We start from the raw sequence: 18,528 nt of genomic DNA, 5'->3' as shown, positions 1-18,528 counted from the left end.
CTCGCATATGTGATTTGTCCGAAGTGCCAGAACGTGATGCAGACCGTGGACCGCGGCGGAGTGCACATCGAGCAGTGCCAGGGCTGTCGGGGGATCTTCCTCGACCGCGGCGAGCTCGAGCAGGTCGCCGGCGCCGAACGCAACTACTACGCGGCCGCGCCGCCCCCGCCGCCCATGGCGCCGGGGTACCGGCACGACTCGCCACCCCCCTACGGTGGCCACCGCAGCCACGGTGGCCACGGCCATCGGGACTCTCCGCCGCCCTACGGCGGGCACCGGCCGGGCCACCGCGACTCACCGCCCCCCTACGGCGGCCAGGGCTACGGCCACAAGCGGAAGAAGAGCTTCCTGGAAGGGCTGTTCGACTGATTCCCGGCCCGAACCCCGTGGACCTCAAGATCTGCGTCAACTGCGGCGACAAGGCCGAGGTCCCGGTGGTCCTGCCGGGCGATCCGGTCCTGCTCTGCGTGCGTTGCGGACATCGGCAGCCGTTCCTGCGGCTGCCGATGTTCGCGCTCACCGGGCCCAGTGGCACCGGGAAGTCCACCGTGGGCAAGATGCTGACCGCTGAGCTGGGCGACGCGGTCGTGGTCATGGAGCAGGACGTGCTGTGGTCGGCCGGGTTGCAGGACCCGGCCGACGACTACCGCGTCTTCCGCGCCACCTGGCTGCGGATGGTCGCGATGGTCAACCAGAGCGGCCGTCCGGTGGTGCTGTGCGGCACCGTGGTGCCGATCCAGTTCGAGCGGCTACCCGAACGCGCCTTCCTCGGCGACATCCACTACCTGGCGCTGACCTGCGCGCCGGACCTGCTGGCCACCCGGCTGCGCGCGCGGCCTGCCTGGCGGGAGTGGGACGACGAGGACCGGATCACCGAGATGCTGGAGTTCAACGAGTGGGTCCGGGCCAACGCGGCCACCATGGAGCCACCGATGGAGCTGCTGGACACCACCGGCATCAGCCTGGCCGAGTCGGTGCGGGTGGTGACCGACTGGGTGCGCAGGGGGCTGGCTCAGGAGAAAGGCAGCCGGTCCACCGGGTAGCTGGTCCCCGGCTGCGGTAGCCGGACCGTGCGCAGGTAGTCCTCGATCGCGCCGATCAGCGCGGCACTGTGCGGGATGTGCCCCGCGCCGTCCGCGATGACCAGCCGCGCGTTGCCCAGCAGCCGTTCGGCCCGCCGCGCCCCGTCCAGCGGCGTGGTGGGGTCGATCCGGTTGTTGGTCAGCAGGATCGGCGCGGTGCGGCGGTGGAACGGGCCGGTGTAGCGCTCGGCGGGTTCCGGCCAGTGCGCGCAGGCGTCGACCAGGTGCAGCCACATCCGGCCGAACAGCTCGCCGCGGCGGTCGGACTCAGCGGCCAGTTCCGGCCAGCGGGCGGGTTGCGCGGGTAGGCGGAGTCGGTGCACTGCACGGCGCGGAACTGGTCGAGTCCGGCCGCGGGCGAGGGTTCGGCGGTGGGCGAGGGCGTCCCGGGAAGCGAAGACGCGGCGGGAGTGGCGGCGAGGTTGGCCAGAGTGGCGGCCAGATCCGTCCAGCGGTCGGTGTCGTACAGCGCCATGGTGATGCCCGCGACCAGGTTGGCGTAGTCGCCCGGCGAGACCCGCACCTTGGTCAGCGCCGCCTCCGCCGCGCGGCGCACGGCGGCTGGATCAGCGCCTTGTGCGGTCAGCGCACACCGGGGTCCGGCCGCGGCACAGGTCGTCAGGAAGTGGTCCCAGGTGGCGGCGGTGGCGGCCGGGTTGCGGCCCAGTGCCCAGTGCTGCCACTGCTTCGGGTCGACCACCGCGCTCAGCGCCATCGCCCTGACCCGGTGCGGGAACAGGTTGGCGTAGACCATGCCGAGGTAGGTGGCGTAGGACGCGCCCCAGTAGCTCAGCCGGGACTCGCCCAGCGCGCGGCGGAGCAGGTCCAGGTCCCGCGCCACGTCCAGGGTCGAGACGTGCCGGAGCAGGTCGCCGTTGGCGGCCGCGCACCGGCGCGCGTACTCGGCCTTCTTCGCCGTGTTGGCCGGTTCCTGGGCCGGGGTGGCGGGGAAGGCGGGCTGGTCGGCCCAGAACGCGTTCTCCTGCTCGGCGGAGTCGAAGCAGCGCACGCCCTCGCTGCGGGCCACGCCGCGCGGGTCCATCGCGACCAGGTCGAACTCCGGGAAGCGGTCCGGCTGCCGGCGCAGCGCGTCGTGCGCTTCCTGGCCAGGGCCGCCAGGCTGGTTGACCAGCACGCCGAGCCGCCGGGCCGGGTCCAGCGCGGGACGGCGGATCACCTTGACCGTGATGGCGCGGCCGTGCGGCTGGCGGTAGTCCAGCGGAGCGCGCAGGTCCGCGCACTCGAACGGCGGGCCGCAGGGCTGCCAGCGCAACACCGGGGTGGCCACCCGGTCCACCGGGTCGGCGGCCGCTTCCGCCGGTGGCAGCGCGGTGGCCGCCAGCGTGATCGCGAGCAACGACAACCTCAGCCGCACCGGACCCCCCGAGCGAATCAGAACAGGCGGAACTCGTCCGACTCGATGCCGCGCAGCGCGTCGTAGTCCAGGGTGACGCAGCGGATGCCGCGGTCCTCGGCCAGCGTTCGGGCCTGTGGCTTGATGATCTGCGCCGCGAACACGCCCTTGACCGGGGAGAGCAGCGGGTCCCGGTTGAGCAGCTCCAGGTACCTGGTCAGCTGTTCCACGCCGTCGATCTCGCCGCGGCGCTTGATCTCCACGGCCACCGCGGCGCCCGCGGCGTCCCTGGCCATGATGTCCACCGGGCCGATCGCGGTGGGGTACTCGCGACGGACCAGGGTGTAGCCCTCGCCGAGGGTGACGATGTGCTCGGCGAGCAGTTCCTGGAGGTGGGCTTCGACGCCGTCCTTGACCAGGCCGGGCTCGGGGCCCAGCTCGTGCGCGGAGTCGTGCATGACCTCCTCGAGGGTGATCACCAGCTTCTCCCCCGCCTTGTTCTGCACGGTCCAGACCCCCGGGTCCTGGATCAGCCAGCAGGGCGGGCTCATCCAGTTCAGCGGCTTGTAGGCGCGGTCGTCGGAGTGGATCGACACCGAACCGTCGGCCTTGATCAGCAGCAGCCGATTGGCCATGGGCAGGTGGGCGGTCAAACGTCCGACGTAGTTGACCTGGCAGCGGGCGATGACGAGGCGCACCGCGACAGGTTAGTGACTGCCTGGCACAGCCGTTTCACCGGCGCTCCGGTGAGGCGGCCCCCACCGCGCGAGCGCTGGTCTGCCGCATGGTTCGCCGAACCCCTGGTGACCAGGCTGAGCTGCCATGAAGCAACGTATGAGCAGGCGGGCCAAGCGATGGTGGGACATCGTGCACCTGGGCAGCGGAGTGGGCTGGTTCGGCGTGGCGCTGTGCCAGCTGGTGCTCAACTTGACCAGCCGGGTGACCGCGGACGCCGGGCTGCGGCAGGCCGCGCACAAGATCGGGCACACCCTGGACATCTGGCTGCTGATCCCGCTGGTGCTGCTCGCCCTGGTCTCCGGGGTGGTGCTGGCCTGGCGGTCGAACTGGGGCGTGTTCCGGCACTGGTGGATCGTGGTGAAGCTGGTGGCCACCATCGCGCTGATGACCTTCAGCGCGATCTGGCTCGGCGGCTGGATCGGCACGGCCGTCGAGCTGGCGCTGACCACACCGCCGGACTACTTCGAGGTGCGCAACAAGCTGCTCGCCGGGTCGATCTTCAACAACGTGTCCATCCTGCTCATGGTGGTGATCTCGGTGTTCAAGCCGTGGGGTCGTATTCGACAAGTCACACCGGGCTAGAGGCCGAACTGGATCGGCCGGTAGGTTCGCCCCTCGTGCCGCCGAACAGCCAGCGCAGCCTGCTGCGCACCAAGCCAGTGGAACAGCTCACCAGCGAGGGCGAGCACAGTGGCCTGCGCCGGAGCATGGGCCTGATCTCCCTGGTCTCGCTCTCCGTCGGCGCGACCCTGGGCACCGGGATCTTCGTGGTGCTCGGCGAGGCCGCGCCCAAGGCCGGGCCCGCGGTGGTGGTCTCCTTCGCGCTGGCGGCGCTGGCCGCGCTGTTCTCCGCGCTGTCCTACGCCGAACTGGCCGGCGCGGTGCCGGTGTCCGGCTCGGCCTACTCCTACACCTACGCGACGCTGGGCGAGCTGGTCGCCTGGGTGTGCGGCTGGTGCCTGCTGCTGGAGTACGGCGTGTCGGTGGCCGCGGTCGCGGTCGGCTGGGGCGGCTACCTCAACGTGTTTCTGGAAGCCACCATCGGGGTGCGCATCCCGGAGGAACTGGCCGCGCCGCCGGGCGCCGGTGGCGTGGTGAACATCCCGGCCGCGGTGGTGGTGTTGCTGGCCACCGCGGTGCTGCTGGCCGGGGTCAGGGAGAGCGCGCGGGCCACCACGGTGACCACGATGATCAAGGTCGGCGTGCTGGTGTTCTTCGTCGCGGTGGCGGCCACCGCGTTCAACACCGGCAACATGACCCCGTTCGCGCCGGAGGGCCTGGTCGGCATCGCCGGTGGCGCCTCCGCGGTGTTCTTCTCCTTCATCGGTTTCGACGCCGCCTCCACCGCCGGTGAGGAGGCGCGCAACCCGCAGCGCGACCTGCCGAGGGCGATCATGATCTCGCTCGGCATCGTGACCTTCGTCTACGTGGCGGTCGCGCTCACCGCGATCGGCGCGATCGGGGTGGACAAGCTGAGTGCGAAGGGCGCCTCGCTGTCCACGGTGATGGCCGAGGTGACCGGGTCCGGCTGGGCCTCCACCGTGCTCGCGGCAGGCGCGGTGATCGCGATCGCCTCGGTGGTGCTGACCGTGCTCTACGGCCAGACCCGGGTGCTGGTCTCGATGTCGCGGGACGGCCTGATGCCACCGGTGTTGGCCAAGGTCGGTTCCCGGGCGGTGCCCACCACCAACATCCTGGTGGTCGGTGTGCTGGTGGCGATCCTGGCCGCGCTGGTGCCGCTGGGCGAGCTGACCAACGCCACCAGCATCGGCACCCTGGTGGCCTTCGGACTGGTCAACGTGGGTGTGCTGGTGCTGCGCCGGACCAAGCCGGACCTGCCGCGCTCCTTCCGCACCCCGCTGATGCCGCTGGTCCCGCTGCTCGGCGTGGCGCTGTGCGTGATCCTCATCGTCGGCCTCGGCGCCACCACCTGGATCGCGTTCCTGATCTGGACCGCGGTCGGCCTGGTGCTCTACTTCGCCTACGGCAGGCGGCGCTCGCGGCTCAACAACGACGCCTAGGGTGGGGAATGTGGACAAGGTCGACACCCGCGAGGTCTACGCGAACGCCTGGATGACGGTGCGCGAGGACGGCATCCGCCGCGCCGACGGCTCCCTGGGCATCTACGGCGTGGTGGACAAGCCCGACTACGCCCTGGTCATCCCGCTGGACGGGGAACGGCTGCACCTGGTCGAGCAGTACCGCTACCCGATCGGCCTGCGCCGCTGGGAGTTCCCGCAGGGCACCGCGCCGGACCGGGCCGAGCTGGACACCGCCGAGCTGGCCGCCCGCGAGCTCCGCGAGGAGACCGGCCTGCGCGCCGGGAAGATGACCGACCTCGGCCTGCTCGACGTGGCCCCCGGCATGTCCAGCCAGCGCGGCCGGGTGTTCCTGGCCACCGAGCTGACCACGGGCGCGCCGGAGCGCGAGCACGAGGAGCAGGACATGCGCACGGCCTGGTTCGCCAGGGCGCGGTTCGAGGAGATGATCGCCTCGGGTGAGGTGACGGACGCGCAGTCGATCGCGGCGTACACGTTGCTGCTGCTGCACGAGCACCGCAGCTAGTCCCCGTTGCGACCGAGCTGGAGCTGACCCGCGCCGAGCGCAGGCTGGTCGCCGTCGCGGTCAACGGGGACGAGCTCAACCTGCGGCACGGCGCGGCTATCCGGGCCGAACTGCTCGCTGAGGTGCTCACCGGGGCGCGGCATCCGGACCGGGCGCCACGGGCGGTGCGGCTGACCGGCGCCAAGGTGACCGGTCGTCTTGACCTGGCCGCGGCCACCCTGGTGTGCGGACTGGTCCTCACCGAATGCGAGCTGGCCGAGCCGCTGGAACTAACCGAGGCGGAGACCCGGTCGCTGGTGCTGACCGACTGCCAGATCCCGGGGATCTCGTTGCAGGGCGCGCGGATCCGCGGTTCGCTGGTGCTGACCGGGTCACGGGTGAGCGGGCGGGACGGCGTCGCGATCAACGCCGACCGGGCGGTGGTCGAGCACAACGTGCGCTGCGGGCCGGGCTTCGTCGCCGACGGCGAGTGGCGGCTGCGGGCCGCGCACGTCAAGGGCTGGCTCGACCTCACCGGCGCGCGGCTGACCGGTCCGGGCCGGCGCGCGCTGCACGCCCGTGGGCTGGAGGTGGACCAGGACGCTTTCTTCGGCGCCGGGTTCACCGCGGTGGGCGAGATCAGCCTGCCCGGCGCCCGGATCGGCGGCAGGCTGGCCTTCACCGGAGCCGAGCTGAGCAGCCCGGACGGCCGGATCGCCAAGTTCGAGCTGCTGCGGGCCGGCGCGCTGGTCCTGCTGCCCTCGGCCGCGCCCGCCGGACTCATCGACCTCACCGGCGCGCAGGTGGGCAGCTACCAAGACGATCCGGACACCTGGCCAACCTCGTTGCGGCTGCGCGGGTTCAGCTACGAGGTGCTGCGCGCCGACGCGTTGCCGATCCGGCAGCGGCTGGCCTGGCTGGCCCGGCACGAGGGCTACGCGCCCGGCGCCTATGACCAGCTAGCCGCGGCGTACCGGCGGGCGGGCCGGGTGGAGGACGCCCGCCGGGTCGGACTGGCCAAGCAGTGGCGGCGACGGCGCGAGCTCGGCGCCTTCGGCAAGGCGTGGAACTGGTTGCTGTACCTGACCGTCGGGTACGGCTACCGCACCTGGCTGGCGCTGCCCTGGCTGGCCGTGCTGACCCTGCTCGGCGCGCTGGTGTTCGGCCCGGACTCGGTGCGCGCGGCCGGGACCGCGGTGCCCGGGTTCGACCGCGTCGCCTACGCGCTGGACGTGCTGCTGCCCATCGTCGACCTCGGGCAGCAGCGGGCCTGGCTGGCCCAGGGTCCGGCGCAGGTGTGGACCTGGGTGCTGATCGGCGCGGGCTGGCTGCTCACTACCGCGGTGGTGGCCGGGCTGACCAACGCGCTCAAGCGGGACTAGTCGGGCCAGACCGGCTTGCGCTTCGCCAGGAACGCGGTCATGCCCTCCTTCGCGCCGCCGGTCTGCGAGGCCGCGGCCATCACCTCCAGCGCGATCGCGTAGGCGTCCGCCTCCGGCCGGTCCAGCTGGGCGTACAGAGTCTGCTTGCCGAGGGCCTTGCTGGCGCGGCTGCCCCTGGTGGCGCGGGCGAGCAGGTCCGCGACCGCCTGGTCCAGCTCGGCGTCCGGGACCACCCGGTTCACCAGGCCCCAGGACTCGGCGGTGCGGGCGTCGATAACGTCGCCGGTGAGGGCCAGTTCCAGCAGGCGTTTGCGGCCGACGGAGCGGGCCACCGGGACCGCGGGGGTGTGGCAGAACCAGCCGCCCTTGCCGCCGGGCAGGGCGAAACCGGCCGACTCGGCGGCGATCGCCAGGTCGCAGCCGGCCACCAGCTGGCAGCCTGCCGCGGTGGCCAGGCCGTGCACCCTGGCGATCACCACCTGCGGGATGGACTGCATGGTGTGCATGAGCTTGGTGCACAGCTTCAGCAGCTCCCGCACGCCGAGCAGCTCGCGGTCGACCAGGTCGGCGAAGTCGTGGCCCGCGGAGAACACCGGGCCGTTGCCCGCCAGCACGATGCCGGTGGCCGCGGTGTCGGCGACCGTGACGAACGCGTGCTGGAGCTCGGCCAGGTGCTCGCCGGAGAGCGCGTTGCGCCGGTCCGGCCGGTTCATGGTGATCCGCGCGATGTCGCCGTCCACGGAGACGATCACGTTGCGATAGGCGGCCATGACGCGACGGTAGCGCCTCAGCGGGCCGGGGTCAGCGTGGCGCCGAGCCAGGTTTCCAGCGCGGTGCGCAGGCCCGCCCGGTCCGGGTTGTCCCGGTCGGCGGCCCAGGCCACGTAGCCGTCCGGGCGGATCAGCGCCGCGGCCAGCTCGGGCCGGGACGGGTCCTCGGCCGGGAACACGCGCACGTGATCGCCTGCCAGCCCGGCCAGCTCCGGGTCGCCGGTGAGGTCGGCCAGCACCCAGCCGGCGTAGACGGGCAGGTTCAGCGGCGGGGCGAACCGGCCGGTCAGCTCGTGCCCGCCGCCCAGGTCGTAGCGGGTGTGCTGGCCGGCGATGAACTTGACCAGGTACTGGTTGGTGTCCCCGGTCCCGATCAGCTCGGTGAGCAGCTCGGGCAGCGCGGCCGCCTGCGGGGTGTTCTGCATGACCGCGACCTGGGCCCGGTTCATCCGCAGCACGAACTCCGCGGCCGGGCGCCGTTCCGCGGTGTAGGTCTCCAGCAGCGACTCCCCGGCCCGGCCGACGGCCACCGCGGCCAGCTTCCAGCCCAGGTTGGCCGCGTCCTGCAGGCCCAGGTTGAGGCCCTGGCCGCCGAAGGGCGGGTGCACGTGCGCGGCGTCGCCCGCCAGCAGGATCCGGCCCCTGCGGTACTCCGGGACCAGGCGGGCGTTGTCGGTGAACCGGGTGGCCACCTCGACCTTGGTCACGGTGACCTCGGTGCCGCTCACCCGGCGCAGCGCCCTGGTCAGCTCCTGCGCGGTGATCGGCGCGTCCCGGTCGGCCGGCGGGCCGTCCAGCTCCACGGTGAGGATCCGGCCTGGCGTCGGGCCGTAGACCAGCACGCCGCCGGGAAGGTGTTGCCAGCCAAGGGAAAGCGCCATCGGGTCGTCGAGCTCGACGATGGCCTGGTAGCCGGTGATGGTGGCCGGGGTGCCGGGGAAGGGGAAGCCGCCCTGCTTGCGCACCTGGCTGCGGCCGCCGTCGCAGCCGACCAAGTAGGAGCCGCGCACGGTCTCCCCGGAGGCCAGCGTGACGGTCACGCCCTCGGCGTCCTCGGCGAACCCGGTCAGCTCCACGCCGCGGCGCACCGGCACGCCGAGCCGGGCCGCCCAGCCGCCCAGGATCGCCTCGACCTCCTGCTGGGTCATCGGGTACACGCCCTCGGCCGCGCGCGGGCTGAGGTCGGGGTCGGTGAAGTCCAGCCGAGACAGGTCGAGGCCGGTCAGCCCGGCGAAGTGGCCACCGAAGCGCGTCGGCCGGTAGTCCTCCGGCAGGTCGGGGTTCTGTCGGCGCATCATCTCGATGAACCTGCTCAGGTTGCCGCCGATCGCCCGGTGCACCTCGGCCAGCAGGCCGTGCCTGGCCAGGGTGTCCGCGGTGCGGGTGTTGATGGCGCCTGCCTTGATCACCTGGCTGGGCTCGGCGAGTCGTTCCAGGACGAGCACGTCCGCGCCATGGGTGCGCAGCTCGCAGGCCAGCATCAGTCCGGTGGGGCCTGCGCCTGCCACGATCACGGGTTTGGTCATGTGCCCAGAGTCCAACCAAACTTTTACCGAGTCAATTTATATGTTTGGTACATTTCCGGCATGGACATGGGGCTCCGGGAGCGGAAGAAGCGCGAGACGCGGCAGCGGATCTCCAACGTGGCCACCGAGTTGTTCCTCGCCAGGGGCTTCGACGCGGTGACCGTGGCCGAGGTCGCCGAGGCGGCCGAGGTGTCCAAGATGACCGTGTTCAACTACTTCCCGCGCAAGGAGGACCTCTACCTCGACCGGCACGAGGAGATCATCGAGGTGCTCACCTCGGCGATCACCGGCCGCGGCGAGCTGTCGGTCACCGCGGCGGTGCGCCGGCTCTGCCACGAGCTGACCGCGGCCAACCATCCGCTCTCCGGCGCGGTGGACGGCTTCCCCCGGTTCTGGAGCGTGATCAAGGCCAGCCCCGCCCTCCAGCTGCGCCTGCTGGAACACCTGCGCGACACCGAGGCGGCGCTGGTGGAACTCCTTGGCGGACAACGGGATCCGCGGGCCTGGCAGGTCGCGGGCATGGTGCTGGCCACGGTCCGCTCGGTGTTCTTCGCCAACGCCAGGGCCGTCCTGGACGGCACCCCGGCCAAGACGGTGGCCCGGCGGCGCGCGCACATCGACCGGGCCTTCGACCTGCTGGAGTCCGGGCTGGGTCAGCAGACCTGATAGGTCCGGCGGTAGGCCGCCGGGCCGACCCCGAGCTCGGCGTGCAGACGGCGGCGCAGGTTCGCCGCGGTGCCCAGCCCGGCCCGCTGCGCCACCCGCGCCACCGGCAGCGCCGTGGTCTCCAGCAGCTGCCGGGCGAAGCGCAGCCGCTCGGCCTGCAGCCAGCGTCCTGGCGTGGTGCCGGTGGCGGCGGTGAACGCGCGATGGAAGGTGCGCTCGCTCATGCCCGACCGCTCGGCGAGCTCCGGCACGCCAAGGGGTTCGGCCAGCCGTTGCCGCGCCCAGTCCACAGTGGACCCGATGTCCGGGCCGTCGGGGCGGCCGGGCAACGGGGTGTCCACGAACTGCCGCTGGCCGCCGGAGCGGGCCGCCGGCATCACCATCCGCTTGGCCAGCCGGGCGGCCAGGTCCGCGCCGAAGTCCCGGCGCACCAGGTGCAGGCACAGGTCCACGCCGCCGACCACGCCCGCCGAGGTGAGCACGTCGCCGTCGTCGGTGAACAGCACCTCAGGGCTCAGCCTGGCCAGCGGCGCGCGCTCGGCCAGCGCGGCCAGCAGCCGCCAGTGCGTGGTGGCCGGGCGGCCGTCCAGCAGGCCGGCGGCGGCCAGGGTGAACGCGCCGGAGCACAGTGCGGCCAGGGTGATCCCGGCCGCGTGTGCCTGCCGCAGCACGCGGACCGCGGCCGCCGGGACCGGCGCGTGCGGGTCGGCCCGGCCCGGCGCGATCACCAGGTCGCAGTCCAGCAGGCCGGAAAACCCATGTGTGGCACGGAGATCGCCGACCGGGTGCAGCGCCAGCGGCTTGCGGCCCTGGGTGCAGATCCGCAGCGCGAACGGGCCGATGGCGGAGTCGGTCCGGTCCACGCCCCACACCTCGGCCGGCACCGCGATGTCGAAGGTCCGGGTGCCGGGCAGCACGAGCAGGCCCACGGTGTACATGGCAGAAAAGTAGCGCATCGTGCCAGTTCTGCCACTCCCCCGCAGGCCGCGGCACAGCGCAGACTTCCGGCATGACCACCGCACTCATCCTGATCGACGTACAACGCGGCTTCGACGACAGTGCCTTCTGGGGCCGCCGCAACAACCCGGACGCCGAGGCCAACATCCACGCGCTGGCCACCGCCTGGCAGCGGGCCGGACTGCCGATCGTGGTGGTGCGCCACGACTCCACGAAGCCCGGCTCGCCGCTGGCACCCGGCACGCCGGGCAACGAGCTCAAGCCCGAACTGGACGGCGTCACCCCCGCGCTGCTGGTGCGCAAGAGCGTGCACTCGTCCTTCCACGGCGACGTGGACCTGCACAAGTGGTTGCGGGACAACGGGATCGAGGAGGTGGTGACCGCGGGCATCCAGACCAACCGGTGCGTGGAGACCACCAGCCGGGTGGCCGGCGACCTGGGCTACCGGCTGCGGGTGGCCCTGGACGCGACCTTCACCTTCGACGAGACCGCGCCGGACGGCTCGGTGATCACCGCGGCGGAGTTCACCAGGGCCACCGCGGCCAACCTGCACGGCAACTTCGGCGAGGTGACCACGACCGCCGCGGTGCTCGCTACCGTCCCGGCAACCCGTGCGCTTCCCGGACCACGGTGACGATCTCGTCCATGATCTCGGTCAGCTCGTAGTCCTTGGGCGTGAACACCCTGGCCACGCCCCGGCTCAGCAGCAGCTCGCCGTCCTCCGGCGGGATGATGCCGCCCAGGATCACCGGCACGTCCTCCGCACCGGCCGCGCGCAGGCCCTCGACCACCGCGGGCACCACCTCCAGGTGCGAGCCGGAGAGCACGGACAGGCCGACCACGTGCACGCCCTCCTGCACCGCGGCGGCCACGATCTGCGCCGGGGTGAGCCGGATGCCTTGGTACACAACCTCAAACCCGACGTCCCGGGCACGCACCGCGACCTGCTCCGCACCGTTGGAGTGCCCGTCCAGGCCGGGCTTGCCAACCAGGATGCGCAGCCGGGAGCCGATCTCCTCGCCCGCGGCCCGCACCCGCTCGCGCACCACGGCCAGCGCCTCGCCCGCCGGGCCCGCGGCCGAGGCCGCGGCCACCCCGGTGGGCGCGCGGTACTCGCCGAAGACCTCGCGCAGCGCGCCTGCCCACTCGCCGGTGGTCACCCCGGCCTTGACGCAGGCCAGGGTGGCCTCGACCAGGTTCGCCTCGGTCTTGGCCGCGTCCCGCAGCTCGTCCAGCACTCTGTCCACAGTGGACTGGTCGCGATCCGCCCGCCAGGCGGCGACCGCCTCGGCCGCGTGCCGCTCGACCGCGGGGTCGATGGACTCGATCGCCTTGGCGCCCTCGGCCTGCAACGGGCTGGGTTCGGTGGTGGTGAACTTGTTCACCCCGACCACCACGTCCTCGCCGGACTCCACCCGGCGGCGGCGCTCCACCAGCGAGGAGACCAGCGCGGACTTCATGTAGCCGCTCTCCACCGCGGTCACCGCGCCACCCATGGCCTGCACCCGGTCGATCTCCGCGCGCGCCCCGCTGACGATCTCCTCGACCTTGGCCGCCACCACCGGCGAGCCGTCGAAGAGGTCCTCGTACTCCAGCAGGTCGGTCTCGTAGGCCAGCACCTGCTGCATGCGCAGCGCCCACTGCTGGTCCCAGGGCCGCGGCAGGCCGAGCGCCTCGTTCCAGGCTGGCAGCTGGATCGCGCGGGCGCGGGCGTTGCGGGACAGGCTCACCGCGAGCATCTCCAGCACGATCCGCTGCACGTTGTTCTCCGGCTGCGCCTCGGTCAGCCCGAGCGAGTTGACCTGCACGCCGTAGCGGAACCGCCGCTGCTTCGGGTCGGTGATGCCGTAGCGCTGCTCGGTGATCTCGTCCCACAGCTGGGCGAAGGCCCGCAGCTTGCACATCTCCTCGACAAAACGCACCCCGGCGTTGACGAAGAAGGAGATCCGCGCGACCACCGCGCCGAACCGCTCCGGCGGCACCTGACCGGAGTCGCGCACCGCGTCCAGCACCGAGATCGCCGTGCACATCGAGTAGGCGAGCTCCTGCACCGGCGTCGCGCCGACCTCCTGCAGGTGGTACGAGCAGATGTTGATCGGGTTCCACTTCGGCACGTGCTGCACCGTCCAGGCCACCATGTCGGTGATCAGGCGCAGGCTCGGCCCCGGCGGGAAGACGTAGGTGCCGCGGGAGAGATATTCCTTGATGATGTCGTTCTGGGTGGTGCCGGACAGCTTGCCCAGCACCTCATCCGGGTCCTGCCCGGCCTCGACGGCCTGCTCCTGCGCGACGGTGACGTACATGGCCAGCAGCCACATCGCGGTCGCGTTGATGGTCATCGAGGTGTTCGCGGTGTCCAGCGGGATCCCGTCGAACAGCTGCCGCATGTCCCCGAGATGACTGACCGGCACCCCGACCTTGCCGACCTCACCCTTGGTCAGCTCGTGGTCGGGGTCGTAGCCGGTCTGGGTCGGCAGGTCGAAGGCGACCGAGAGCCCGGTCTGCCCCTTCTCCAGGTTCCGCCGGTAGAGCGCGTTGGAGGCCGCCGCCGAGGAATGGCCCGCGTACGTGCGCATCACCCACGGACGGTCGCGCTCGTGGTCGGTCGGGTACGGCATTCGCCACCTCGCTCACGACTGTGTGTGCGAGTCAGCGTACTGGCCAGTAACCAGCCTGCGAGGTGCAATTCCTCACAGCGTGTCCGGGCTCAGCGCTCCGGGTCGGAGGTGACCCGCTGCACGTCGGCGCCCAGGCGCTGCAGGTTCTCCACGAAGCGGGGGTAGCCGCGGTCGATGTGGAAGACGTCCCAGACCTCGGTGACGCCCTCCGCGCACAGGCCCGCGATGACCAGGCCGGCGCCCGCGCGGATGTCGGAGGCCCAGACCGGGGCGCTGGAGAGCTTCTCCACGCCGCGGACCACCGCGTGGTGGCCGTCGGTGCGGGCGTCGGCGCCCAGCCGCATCATCTCCTCGATGAAGCGGAAGCGGGCCTCGAAGACGTTCTCGGTGATCATCGAGGTGCCCTCGGAGACCGCGGCCAGCACCACCGCGAACGGCTGGTTGTCGGTGGCGAAGCCCGGGTAGGGCAGCGTGACGAAGTCCACCGCCTGCGGGCGGCCCTCCTGCACGACCCGGAAGCCCTCCTCGGTCAGCGTGACCTCGGCGCCGGCAGCGCGCAGCTTCTCCAGCACCAGGTCCAGGTGGTGCGGGTTCACGCCCTTGATGTGCAGGTCGCCGCGGGTGGCCACGGCGGCAAGCGCCCAGGTGGCGCCCACGATCCGGTCGCCGATGACCCGGTGCTCGGTCGGCTCCAGCTTGGTCACCCCGTGCACGGTCAGCGTGGAGGTGCCCGCGCCCTCGATCTTGGCGCCCATCTGCTGCAGCATCACGCACAGGTCGACGATCTCCGGCTCGCGCGCGGCGTTGTCGATCAGCGTGGTGCCCTCGGCCAGCACCGCGGCCATCAGGATGTTCTCGGTGGCCCCGACGCTGGGGAAGTCCAGCCAGATCTGCGCGCCGTGCAGGTTCTCCGCCTCAGCGACCACGCAGCCGTGCTCGATGCCACTGGTGGCGCCCAGCTTGCGCAAGCCGTTCTGGTGCATGTCCAGCGGCCGGGAGCCGATCGCGTCGCCGCCGGGCAGCGCGACCACGGCCTTGCGGCAGCGGGCCACCAGCGGGCCCAGCACGCACACCGAGGCGCGCAGCTTGCTCATCGAGGCGAAGTCGGCCCGGTGGTTCAGCTCGGCGGGCGTGGTGATCCGCGCGACGTCGCCGTCGATGTCCACCTCGCAGCCAAGACCCCGCAGCACGTCACCCATCAACGGGACGTCCAGGATCTCCGGGCAGTTCGTGATCGTGGTCGTGCCCTCGGCCAGCAAGGCTGCCGCCATGAGCTTCAACACGCTGTTCTTCGCGCCTACGACGTCGACCTCGCCGACCAGTCGTGCGCCACCCTTGACCCGGAAATGCTCACCCACGATGACCCATCGTATGGGGACGCCGGAGCGTGACCGAAACCCGTACTGTGCAGGGCATGTCGGTGCACCTCACGCGTATCTACACCCGTGTCGGCGATGACGGCACCACCGCGCTCGGCGACGGCGCCCGGGTTGCCAAGACGGACCCCAGGCTGGCCGCCTACGCCGACGTCGACGAGACCAACGCCTCGCTCGGCGTCGCACTGGCCCTCGGCGACCTGGCCGAGGCCGTGCGGCCGGTGGTCCAGGCCATCCAGAACGACCTCTTCGACGTCGGAGCGGACCTGTGCGCCCCGATCGTGCCCGATCCGCCCTATCCCGCGCTGCGCATCACCCAGGCCTACGTGGACCGTCTGGAGGGCTGGTGCGATGAGTTCAACGCCGACCTGCCCAAGCTGAACTCGTTCATCCTCAACGGCGGCACCCCCGGCGCGGCCCTGCTGCACCAGGCCCGCACCATCGCCCGCCGGGCCGAGCGCAGCACCTGGGCGCTGCTGGAGGCCGACCCCGAGCGCACCAACAAGCTGGCCGCGAAGTACCTGAACCGGCTCTCCGACCTGCTGTTCATCCTGGCCAGGGCGGCCAACCCGGACGGCGACGTGCTCTGGGTGCCGGGCAAGAACGGCTGACACGACTGTGGCCCGCCAGCACGGAGCTGGCGGGCCACAGGTCGAAAGCTTCAGGACGCCCAGGGAATGGAGCGTCCGGGCGGTGCGGACTCCAGCCAGGACAGGAAACCGGTGAGCGCGTCGGTCGGCATCGCCAGCTCCAGCTCCAGGTCCTCGCCCCGGCAGCGCAGCACGGTGGACCCGGCGGGCACCACGTAGGTCTCCGAACCGGTCGGCTCGCGCCGGGTGTCGATCTCCAGCCCGGCGCGGCTGATCACCTTGTCCGGGCCCGAGCGCAGGCTCAGCACGCGGTACCAGGTGAACTCGTCGCCCCGGTACCGGCCGATGCCCAGGTGCCAGCCGCGTTCCTTCTCACCAAGCTGGTCGCGCAGGGCGACGTCGATGCCGCCCTGGCGCAGCAGGCGCAGACGGCGCCAGGCGAGCAGGGCGATGGCGACCGCCACCGCAGCCAGGACCAGTCCGATGATTTCGGCGATGTCCACGGCTGCGTCCACCCGTCCCGCGCGTCAGACCGGCTGACCGGCGGCCTTGAGGCGGCTTGCGGCCCTGGCCCTGGCCGCCTCGTCGGCGTGGCTGAGGTCCTGGCGGGCCGCCTCCACGTCGATCTCGTGGCCCAGCTCGGCGCTCTCGGCCAGCACACTCACCGTGTCGGCGGTGACGGACAGGAAACCGCCGTGTACGGCCGCGGTGACCACCTCGCCGTCGGTGGTGGTGATCCGCACCACACCACCTTCGACCAGCTGGCCCAGCACCGGCTCGTGGTTGGGCAGGATGCCGATCTCGCCCTCGGTCGTCTGGGCGACCACCATCTTCGCGGTACCAGACCACAGGCGGCGCTCGACAGCGACCAACTGGACGGACATCTCAGCCACGGGCATCTCCTTCGCGTGCTCGTTGAAGGCCAGTTTAGTCGGTGCCCTGGCAACTTGGTGGGGCGGGCCGGTGTCAGAAGTATTGAAGGGACGAAAGAACCGGGGAGGGGGGCTCATGGGGCGAGCCGATGAGGGCTTCGACGCGTTCGTCGAGACCCGTTCGACCGCCTTGCTGAGAACGGCGTACCTGCTGTGCGCCGGGGACCGGGGCGCGGCCGAGGACCTGCTGCAGGAGGTGCTGGAACGCACCTACGGCAAGTGGCGCCGGATCAACACCGCGCCGGAGGCCTACGTGCGCGCCGCACTGGCCAACGCCGCGGCCAACCGCTGGCGGCACCGCTCCCGCCGGGTCAGGGAGGCCCCGCTGGAGGACGGGGTCCCGCCCAGCCTGCCCGGCCACGAGCAGCAGGTCGCCGACCGCGACGCGCTGCTGCGGGCGCTGGCCGAACTGCCGCACAAGATGCGGACCGTGGTGGTGCTGCGCTACTTCGACGACCTGACCGAGGCGCAGGCCGCGCAGGCCCTCGGCTGCGGCGTCGGCACCATCAAGAGCCAGACCTCCCGCGGCCTGGCCCGCCTCCGAGACCTGCTCGACCCCGTGGGGGCCGATCTCACCGCCGACCAAGACCGGGACCGCCGATGCGCACCGACGAGCTGAAGGAAGCACTCACCGCCGCCGCGTCCACTGTGGACACTCTGCCCGGGTTCACCGGCCGGGTGGTGCACGGTGGCAGGCGGCGCAGACGACGCAGGCGGCTGCTGGTGCTGGCCACCGCGCTGAGCACGGTGCTCGCGCTGGCGCTGGGCACGGTGGTCTGGGACTTCCTCGGCCGGTTCCGGCCCGAGCAGTTCGCCGCGGACGCCAGGTTCGGCCAGCACGCCCTCGGCGGCCGGGCCGGGGACACCGCGCTGAGCCGGGAGGCGGTGGCCGTCTTCGACCGGGACTGGCCGAGGTCCCGGCTGAGGTCCTGGTGGAGCCAGCAGGTCCCCGGCACGCCCGAGGTCCGGCTGCTCGGCGGCGCGCACGTGTACTGGGCCGGTGAGACCGCCTCCGGACCCGCGGTGGTGCTGCTGCACCGGGTCGCGGTCGACGGCGACGCCTGGCAGGGCACCATGCTGTCGCTGGTCGCCAAGGACGCGGGCAATGGTCAGGTGCGGCTGCTCGGTGTGGACCTGCCGCGCGAGCGGGGAGCCCCGGCGGGCGCGTTCCTGTTCGGCCCCGGCGACCGCACGCTGCTCGCGGTGGACCAGGGCAGGCCGGTGGAGTTCTCCCCCGGCCTGACCATCACCGACGACGGCGTGGTGACCAGGGAGCGCTCGCGGCTGCTGTTCAGCGACGGCGTGGCGGTCCGCACGCTGCCCGCCTGGGCCGAGCCGGTGCAGAGCGTGCTCACCCTCACCGGCCACGGCCCCCTGCTGCGGCCGCAGTTGGCCTCTGAGCACGTCTGGCACCTGGACCTGCCGCCGCACGACCCGGGCCAGGAGCTGCCGATGCCCAGGCAGGCGGCAGGCATCGACTGGCACGGGCCGCAGGGCCTGCCGTTCCGGCGCTCCACCGGCCAGCCCTTCCTGCCGCCGAACGAGCTGCGCGGGGCCGGGCTGGCGGAGCTGGGCAAGCCCCAGTACCGCGATCCACTCGGCGAGTCCCAGCCGAAGCGCTGGGAGCTGATGGCGGGCCTGTCCGGCAACCGCTCGCTCTACGTCACCGAGATCGCCGATGGCGGGCCCACCCGGATCTACGGGGTCCTGGTGCGGCTGGACGGCTCGGTGGAGACCGTGCGCTACGGCGGGCCCGGCAAGCGCGCCGCGCTGCCGGTCCAGCTGCGCCTGCCCGGTGCGGAGGGCTGGCTGGTCGCCCAGCAGCACGCCGGCCTGCGCTGGCGCACCGGCCCGGACGCGCCGTGGCAGGCCGCGGGCCAGGAGGTCGCGGTGCTGCCGGGGAACGCGCGGGAGGTCGAGGTGACCGTGGGCGGCCGGCCCGAGCGGGTCGCGCTCGGCTAGCCCGGACAAGCACGAAGGCCGGGCCTCCCAG

At 72.2% G+C, this 18,528-nt stretch carries 21 protein-coding genes; 11 read left to right on the top strand and 10 right to left on the bottom strand.

Going from position 1 to position 18,528, the window contains the following annotated elements:
- Positions 1-9 precede the first annotated feature (9 nt).
- The gene (locus tag ACWDY5_RS03070) at positions 10-369 is read left to right on the top strand and encodes a TFIIB-type zinc ribbon-containing protein (protein WP_449720698.1); all 360 of its coding nucleotides are present in this window, start codon (positions 10-12) and stop codon (positions 367-369) included.
- A 17-nt stretch (positions 370-386) separates the two neighbouring features.
- The gene (locus ACWDY5_RS03065; RefSeq protein WP_449720697.1) at positions 387-1,043 is read left to right on the top strand and encodes an AAA family ATPase; all 657 of its coding nucleotides are present in this window, start codon (positions 387-389) and stop codon (positions 1,041-1,043) included.
- Here the strand turns inward: ACWDY5_RS03065 and ACWDY5_RS03060 are convergent.
- From ACWDY5_RS03060 to nucS, 3 genes are read right to left on the bottom strand one after another with little or no spacing between them, the layout of a single operon-like run.
- Complete coding sequence (locus ACWDY5_RS03060; RefSeq protein WP_449720696.1) at positions 1,013-1,318, bottom strand: alpha/beta hydrolase; 306 nt, start codon at positions 1,316-1,318, stop codon at positions 1,013-1,015. The genes ACWDY5_RS03065 and ACWDY5_RS03060 overlap by 31 nt on opposite strands.
- Complete coding sequence (locus ACWDY5_RS03055; RefSeq protein ID WP_449720695.1) at positions 1,222-2,457, bottom strand: alpha/beta fold hydrolase; 1,236 nt, start codon at positions 2,455-2,457, stop codon at positions 1,222-1,224. Before ACWDY5_RS03055 ends, ACWDY5_RS03060 begins: the two co-directional genes overlap by 97 nt.
- Before the next feature lie 17 nt (positions 2,458-2,474).
- A complete protein-coding gene (gene nucS / locus ACWDY5_RS03050; protein WP_449720694.1) occupies positions 2,475-3,134 on the bottom strand; it encodes an endonuclease NucS in 660 nt (219 codons plus the stop codon).
- Positions 3,135-3,258: 124 nt separating this feature from the next.
- Here nucS and ACWDY5_RS03045 point away from each other — a divergent pair, with 124 nt between their 5' ends.
- The 4 genes from ACWDY5_RS03045 to ACWDY5_RS03030 all read left to right on the top strand — a co-directional run bounded on the left by ACWDY5_RS03045 (position 3,259) and on the right by ACWDY5_RS03030 (position 7,100).
- Complete coding sequence (locus ACWDY5_RS03045) at positions 3,259-3,756, top strand: hypothetical protein (RefSeq protein WP_449720693.1); 498 nt, start codon at positions 3,259-3,261, stop codon at positions 3,754-3,756.
- Between the two features lie 35 nt (positions 3,757-3,791).
- A complete protein-coding gene (locus ACWDY5_RS03040; protein ID WP_449720692.1) occupies positions 3,792-5,195 on the top strand; it encodes an amino acid permease in 1,404 nt (467 codons plus the stop codon).
- Between the two features lie 52 nt (positions 5,196-5,247).
- The gene (locus tag ACWDY5_RS03035; protein ID WP_449720851.1) at positions 5,248-5,739 is read left to right on the top strand and encodes an NUDIX domain-containing protein; all 492 of its coding nucleotides are present in this window, start codon (positions 5,248-5,250) and stop codon (positions 5,737-5,739) included.
- Between the two features lie 122 nt (positions 5,740-5,861).
- A complete protein-coding gene (locus ACWDY5_RS03030; protein ID WP_449720691.1) occupies positions 5,862-7,100 on the top strand; it encodes a hypothetical protein in 1,239 nt (412 codons plus the stop codon).
- Here ACWDY5_RS03030 and ACWDY5_RS03025 read toward each other — a convergent pair.
- Together ACWDY5_RS03025 and ACWDY5_RS03020 are read right to left on the bottom strand one after the other, a co-directional pair.
- A complete protein-coding gene (locus ACWDY5_RS03025) occupies positions 7,097-7,870 on the bottom strand; it encodes an enoyl-CoA hydratase-related protein (protein ID WP_449720690.1) in 774 nt (257 codons plus the stop codon). The two genes, ACWDY5_RS03030 and ACWDY5_RS03025, sit on opposite strands and share 4 nt — an antisense overlap.
- Before the next feature lie 17 nt (positions 7,871-7,887).
- Positions 7,888-9,396 (bottom strand): FAD-dependent monooxygenase, encoded by a 1,509-nt coding sequence (locus ACWDY5_RS03020; RefSeq protein WP_449720689.1) that lies wholly within the window; start codon positions 9,394-9,396, stop codon positions 7,888-7,890.
- Between the two features lie 60 nt (positions 9,397-9,456).
- Between ACWDY5_RS03020 and ACWDY5_RS03015 the strand changes: the two genes are divergently transcribed.
- On the top strand, positions 9,457-10,062 hold the full coding sequence (locus ACWDY5_RS03015; RefSeq protein ID WP_449720688.1) for a TetR/AcrR family transcriptional regulator: 606 nt from the start codon (positions 9,457-9,459) through the stop codon (positions 10,060-10,062).
- On the opposite strand, the gene ACWDY5_RS03010 is transcribed toward ACWDY5_RS03015, so the two are convergent.
- The gene (locus ACWDY5_RS03010) at positions 10,050-11,000 is read right to left on the bottom strand and encodes a GlxA family transcriptional regulator (RefSeq protein ID WP_449720687.1); all 951 of its coding nucleotides are present in this window, start codon (positions 10,998-11,000) and stop codon (positions 10,050-10,052) included. The two genes, ACWDY5_RS03015 and ACWDY5_RS03010, sit on opposite strands and share 13 nt — an antisense overlap.
- Positions 11,001-11,071: 71 nt before the next feature.
- Between ACWDY5_RS03010 and ACWDY5_RS03005 the strand changes: the two genes are divergently transcribed.
- Positions 11,072-11,653 (top strand): cysteine hydrolase family protein, encoded by a 582-nt coding sequence (locus ACWDY5_RS03005; RefSeq protein WP_449720686.1) that lies wholly within the window; start codon positions 11,072-11,074, stop codon positions 11,651-11,653.
- Here ACWDY5_RS03005 and ACWDY5_RS03000 read toward each other — a convergent pair.
- Together ACWDY5_RS03000 and murA are read right to left on the bottom strand one after the other, a co-directional pair.
- Positions 11,613-13,637 (bottom strand): protein meaA, encoded by a 2,025-nt coding sequence (locus ACWDY5_RS03000; RefSeq protein WP_449720685.1) that lies wholly within the window; start codon positions 13,635-13,637, stop codon positions 11,613-11,615. The two genes, ACWDY5_RS03005 and ACWDY5_RS03000, sit on opposite strands and share 41 nt — an antisense overlap.
- Positions 13,638-13,726: 89 nt before the next feature.
- The gene (gene murA / locus ACWDY5_RS02995; RefSeq protein ID WP_449720684.1) at positions 13,727-14,995 is read right to left on the bottom strand and encodes a UDP-N-acetylglucosamine 1-carboxyvinyltransferase; all 1,269 of its coding nucleotides are present in this window, start codon (positions 14,993-14,995) and stop codon (positions 13,727-13,729) included.
- Between the two features lie 56 nt (positions 14,996-15,051).
- Between murA and ACWDY5_RS02990 the strand changes: the two genes are divergently transcribed.
- Complete coding sequence (locus ACWDY5_RS02990; RefSeq protein ID WP_449720683.1) at positions 15,052-15,624, top strand: cob(I)yrinic acid a,c-diamide adenosyltransferase; 573 nt, start codon at positions 15,052-15,054, stop codon at positions 15,622-15,624.
- Positions 15,625-15,674: 50 nt separating this feature from the next.
- Here ACWDY5_RS02990 and ACWDY5_RS02985 read toward each other — a convergent pair whose 3' ends face one another.
- Complete coding sequence (locus ACWDY5_RS02985; protein ID WP_252484074.1) at positions 15,675-16,106, bottom strand: DUF2550 domain-containing protein; 432 nt, start codon at positions 16,104-16,106, stop codon at positions 15,675-15,677.
- 24 nt (positions 16,107-16,130) lie between these two features.
- Positions 16,131-16,496: a F0F1 ATP synthase subunit epsilon gene (locus ACWDY5_RS02980; RefSeq protein ID WP_252484075.1), complete on the bottom strand. Its 366-nt coding sequence runs from the start codon at positions 16,494-16,496 to the stop codon at positions 16,131-16,133.
- Positions 16,497-16,611: 115 nt separating this feature from the next.
- Between ACWDY5_RS02980 and ACWDY5_RS02975 the strand changes: the two genes are divergently transcribed.
- Together ACWDY5_RS02975 and ACWDY5_RS02970 are read left to right on the top strand one after the other, a co-directional pair.
- Positions 16,612-17,154, top strand: coding sequence for a SigE family RNA polymerase sigma factor (locus ACWDY5_RS02975; protein ID WP_449720682.1), 543 nt, complete (start codon positions 16,612-16,614; stop codon positions 17,152-17,154).
- Positions 17,136-18,497: a hypothetical protein gene (locus ACWDY5_RS02970; RefSeq protein WP_449720681.1), complete on the top strand. Its 1,362-nt coding sequence runs from the start codon at positions 17,136-17,138 to the stop codon at positions 18,495-18,497. The genes ACWDY5_RS02975 and ACWDY5_RS02970 overlap by 19 nt, the downstream gene beginning before the upstream one ends.
- Positions 18,498-18,528: the final 31 nt, after the last annotated feature.

It is taken from the genome of Crossiella sp. NPDC003009 (genome assembly GCF_053591555.1).
Note: the sequence above shows the minus strand (reverse complement) of the source record. Positions and strands in the feature narration are given on the sequence as shown.

Excerpts from the sequence above, each read along its gene's own strand:
- ACWDY5_RS03060 (WP_449720696.1), bottom strand. The coding sequence starts at position 1,318 with ATGTGGCTGCACCTGGTCGACGCCTGCGCGCACTGGCCGGAACCCGCC.
- ACWDY5_RS03045 (WP_449720693.1), top strand. The coding sequence starts at position 3,259 with ATGAAGCAACGTATGAGCAGGCGGGCCAAGCGATGGTGGGACATCGTG.
- ACWDY5_RS03035 (WP_449720851.1), top strand. The coding sequence starts at position 5,248 with ATGACGGTGCGCGAGGACGGCATCCGCCGCGCCGACGGCTCCCTGGGC.
- ACWDY5_RS03025 (WP_449720690.1), bottom strand. The coding sequence starts at position 7,870 with ATGGCCGCCTATCGCAACGTGATCGTCTCCGTGGACGGCGACATCGCG.
- ACWDY5_RS03020 (WP_449720689.1), bottom strand. The coding sequence starts at position 9,396 with ATGACCAAACCCGTGATCGTGGCAGGCGCAGGCCCCACCGGACTGATG.
- ACWDY5_RS03015 (WP_449720688.1), top strand. The coding sequence starts at position 9,457 with ATGGACATGGGGCTCCGGGAGCGGAAGAAGCGCGAGACGCGGCAGCGG.
- ACWDY5_RS03010 (WP_449720687.1), bottom strand. The coding sequence starts at position 11,000 with ATGTACACCGTGGGCCTGCTCGTGCTGCCCGGCACCCGGACCTTCGAC.
- ACWDY5_RS03005 (WP_449720686.1), top strand. The coding sequence starts at position 11,072 with ATGACCACCGCACTCATCCTGATCGACGTACAACGCGGCTTCGACGAC.
- ACWDY5_RS03000 (WP_449720685.1), bottom strand. The coding sequence starts at position 13,637 with ATGCCGTACCCGACCGACCACGAGCGCGACCGTCCGTGGGTGATGCGC.
- ACWDY5_RS02990 (WP_449720683.1), top strand. The coding sequence starts at position 15,052 with ATGTCGGTGCACCTCACGCGTATCTACACCCGTGTCGGCGATGACGGC.
- ACWDY5_RS02975 (WP_449720682.1), top strand. The coding sequence starts at position 16,612 with ATGGGGCGAGCCGATGAGGGCTTCGACGCGTTCGTCGAGACCCGTTCG.
- ACWDY5_RS02970 (WP_449720681.1), top strand. The coding sequence starts at position 17,136 with ATGCGCACCGACGAGCTGAAGGAAGCACTCACCGCCGCCGCGTCCACT.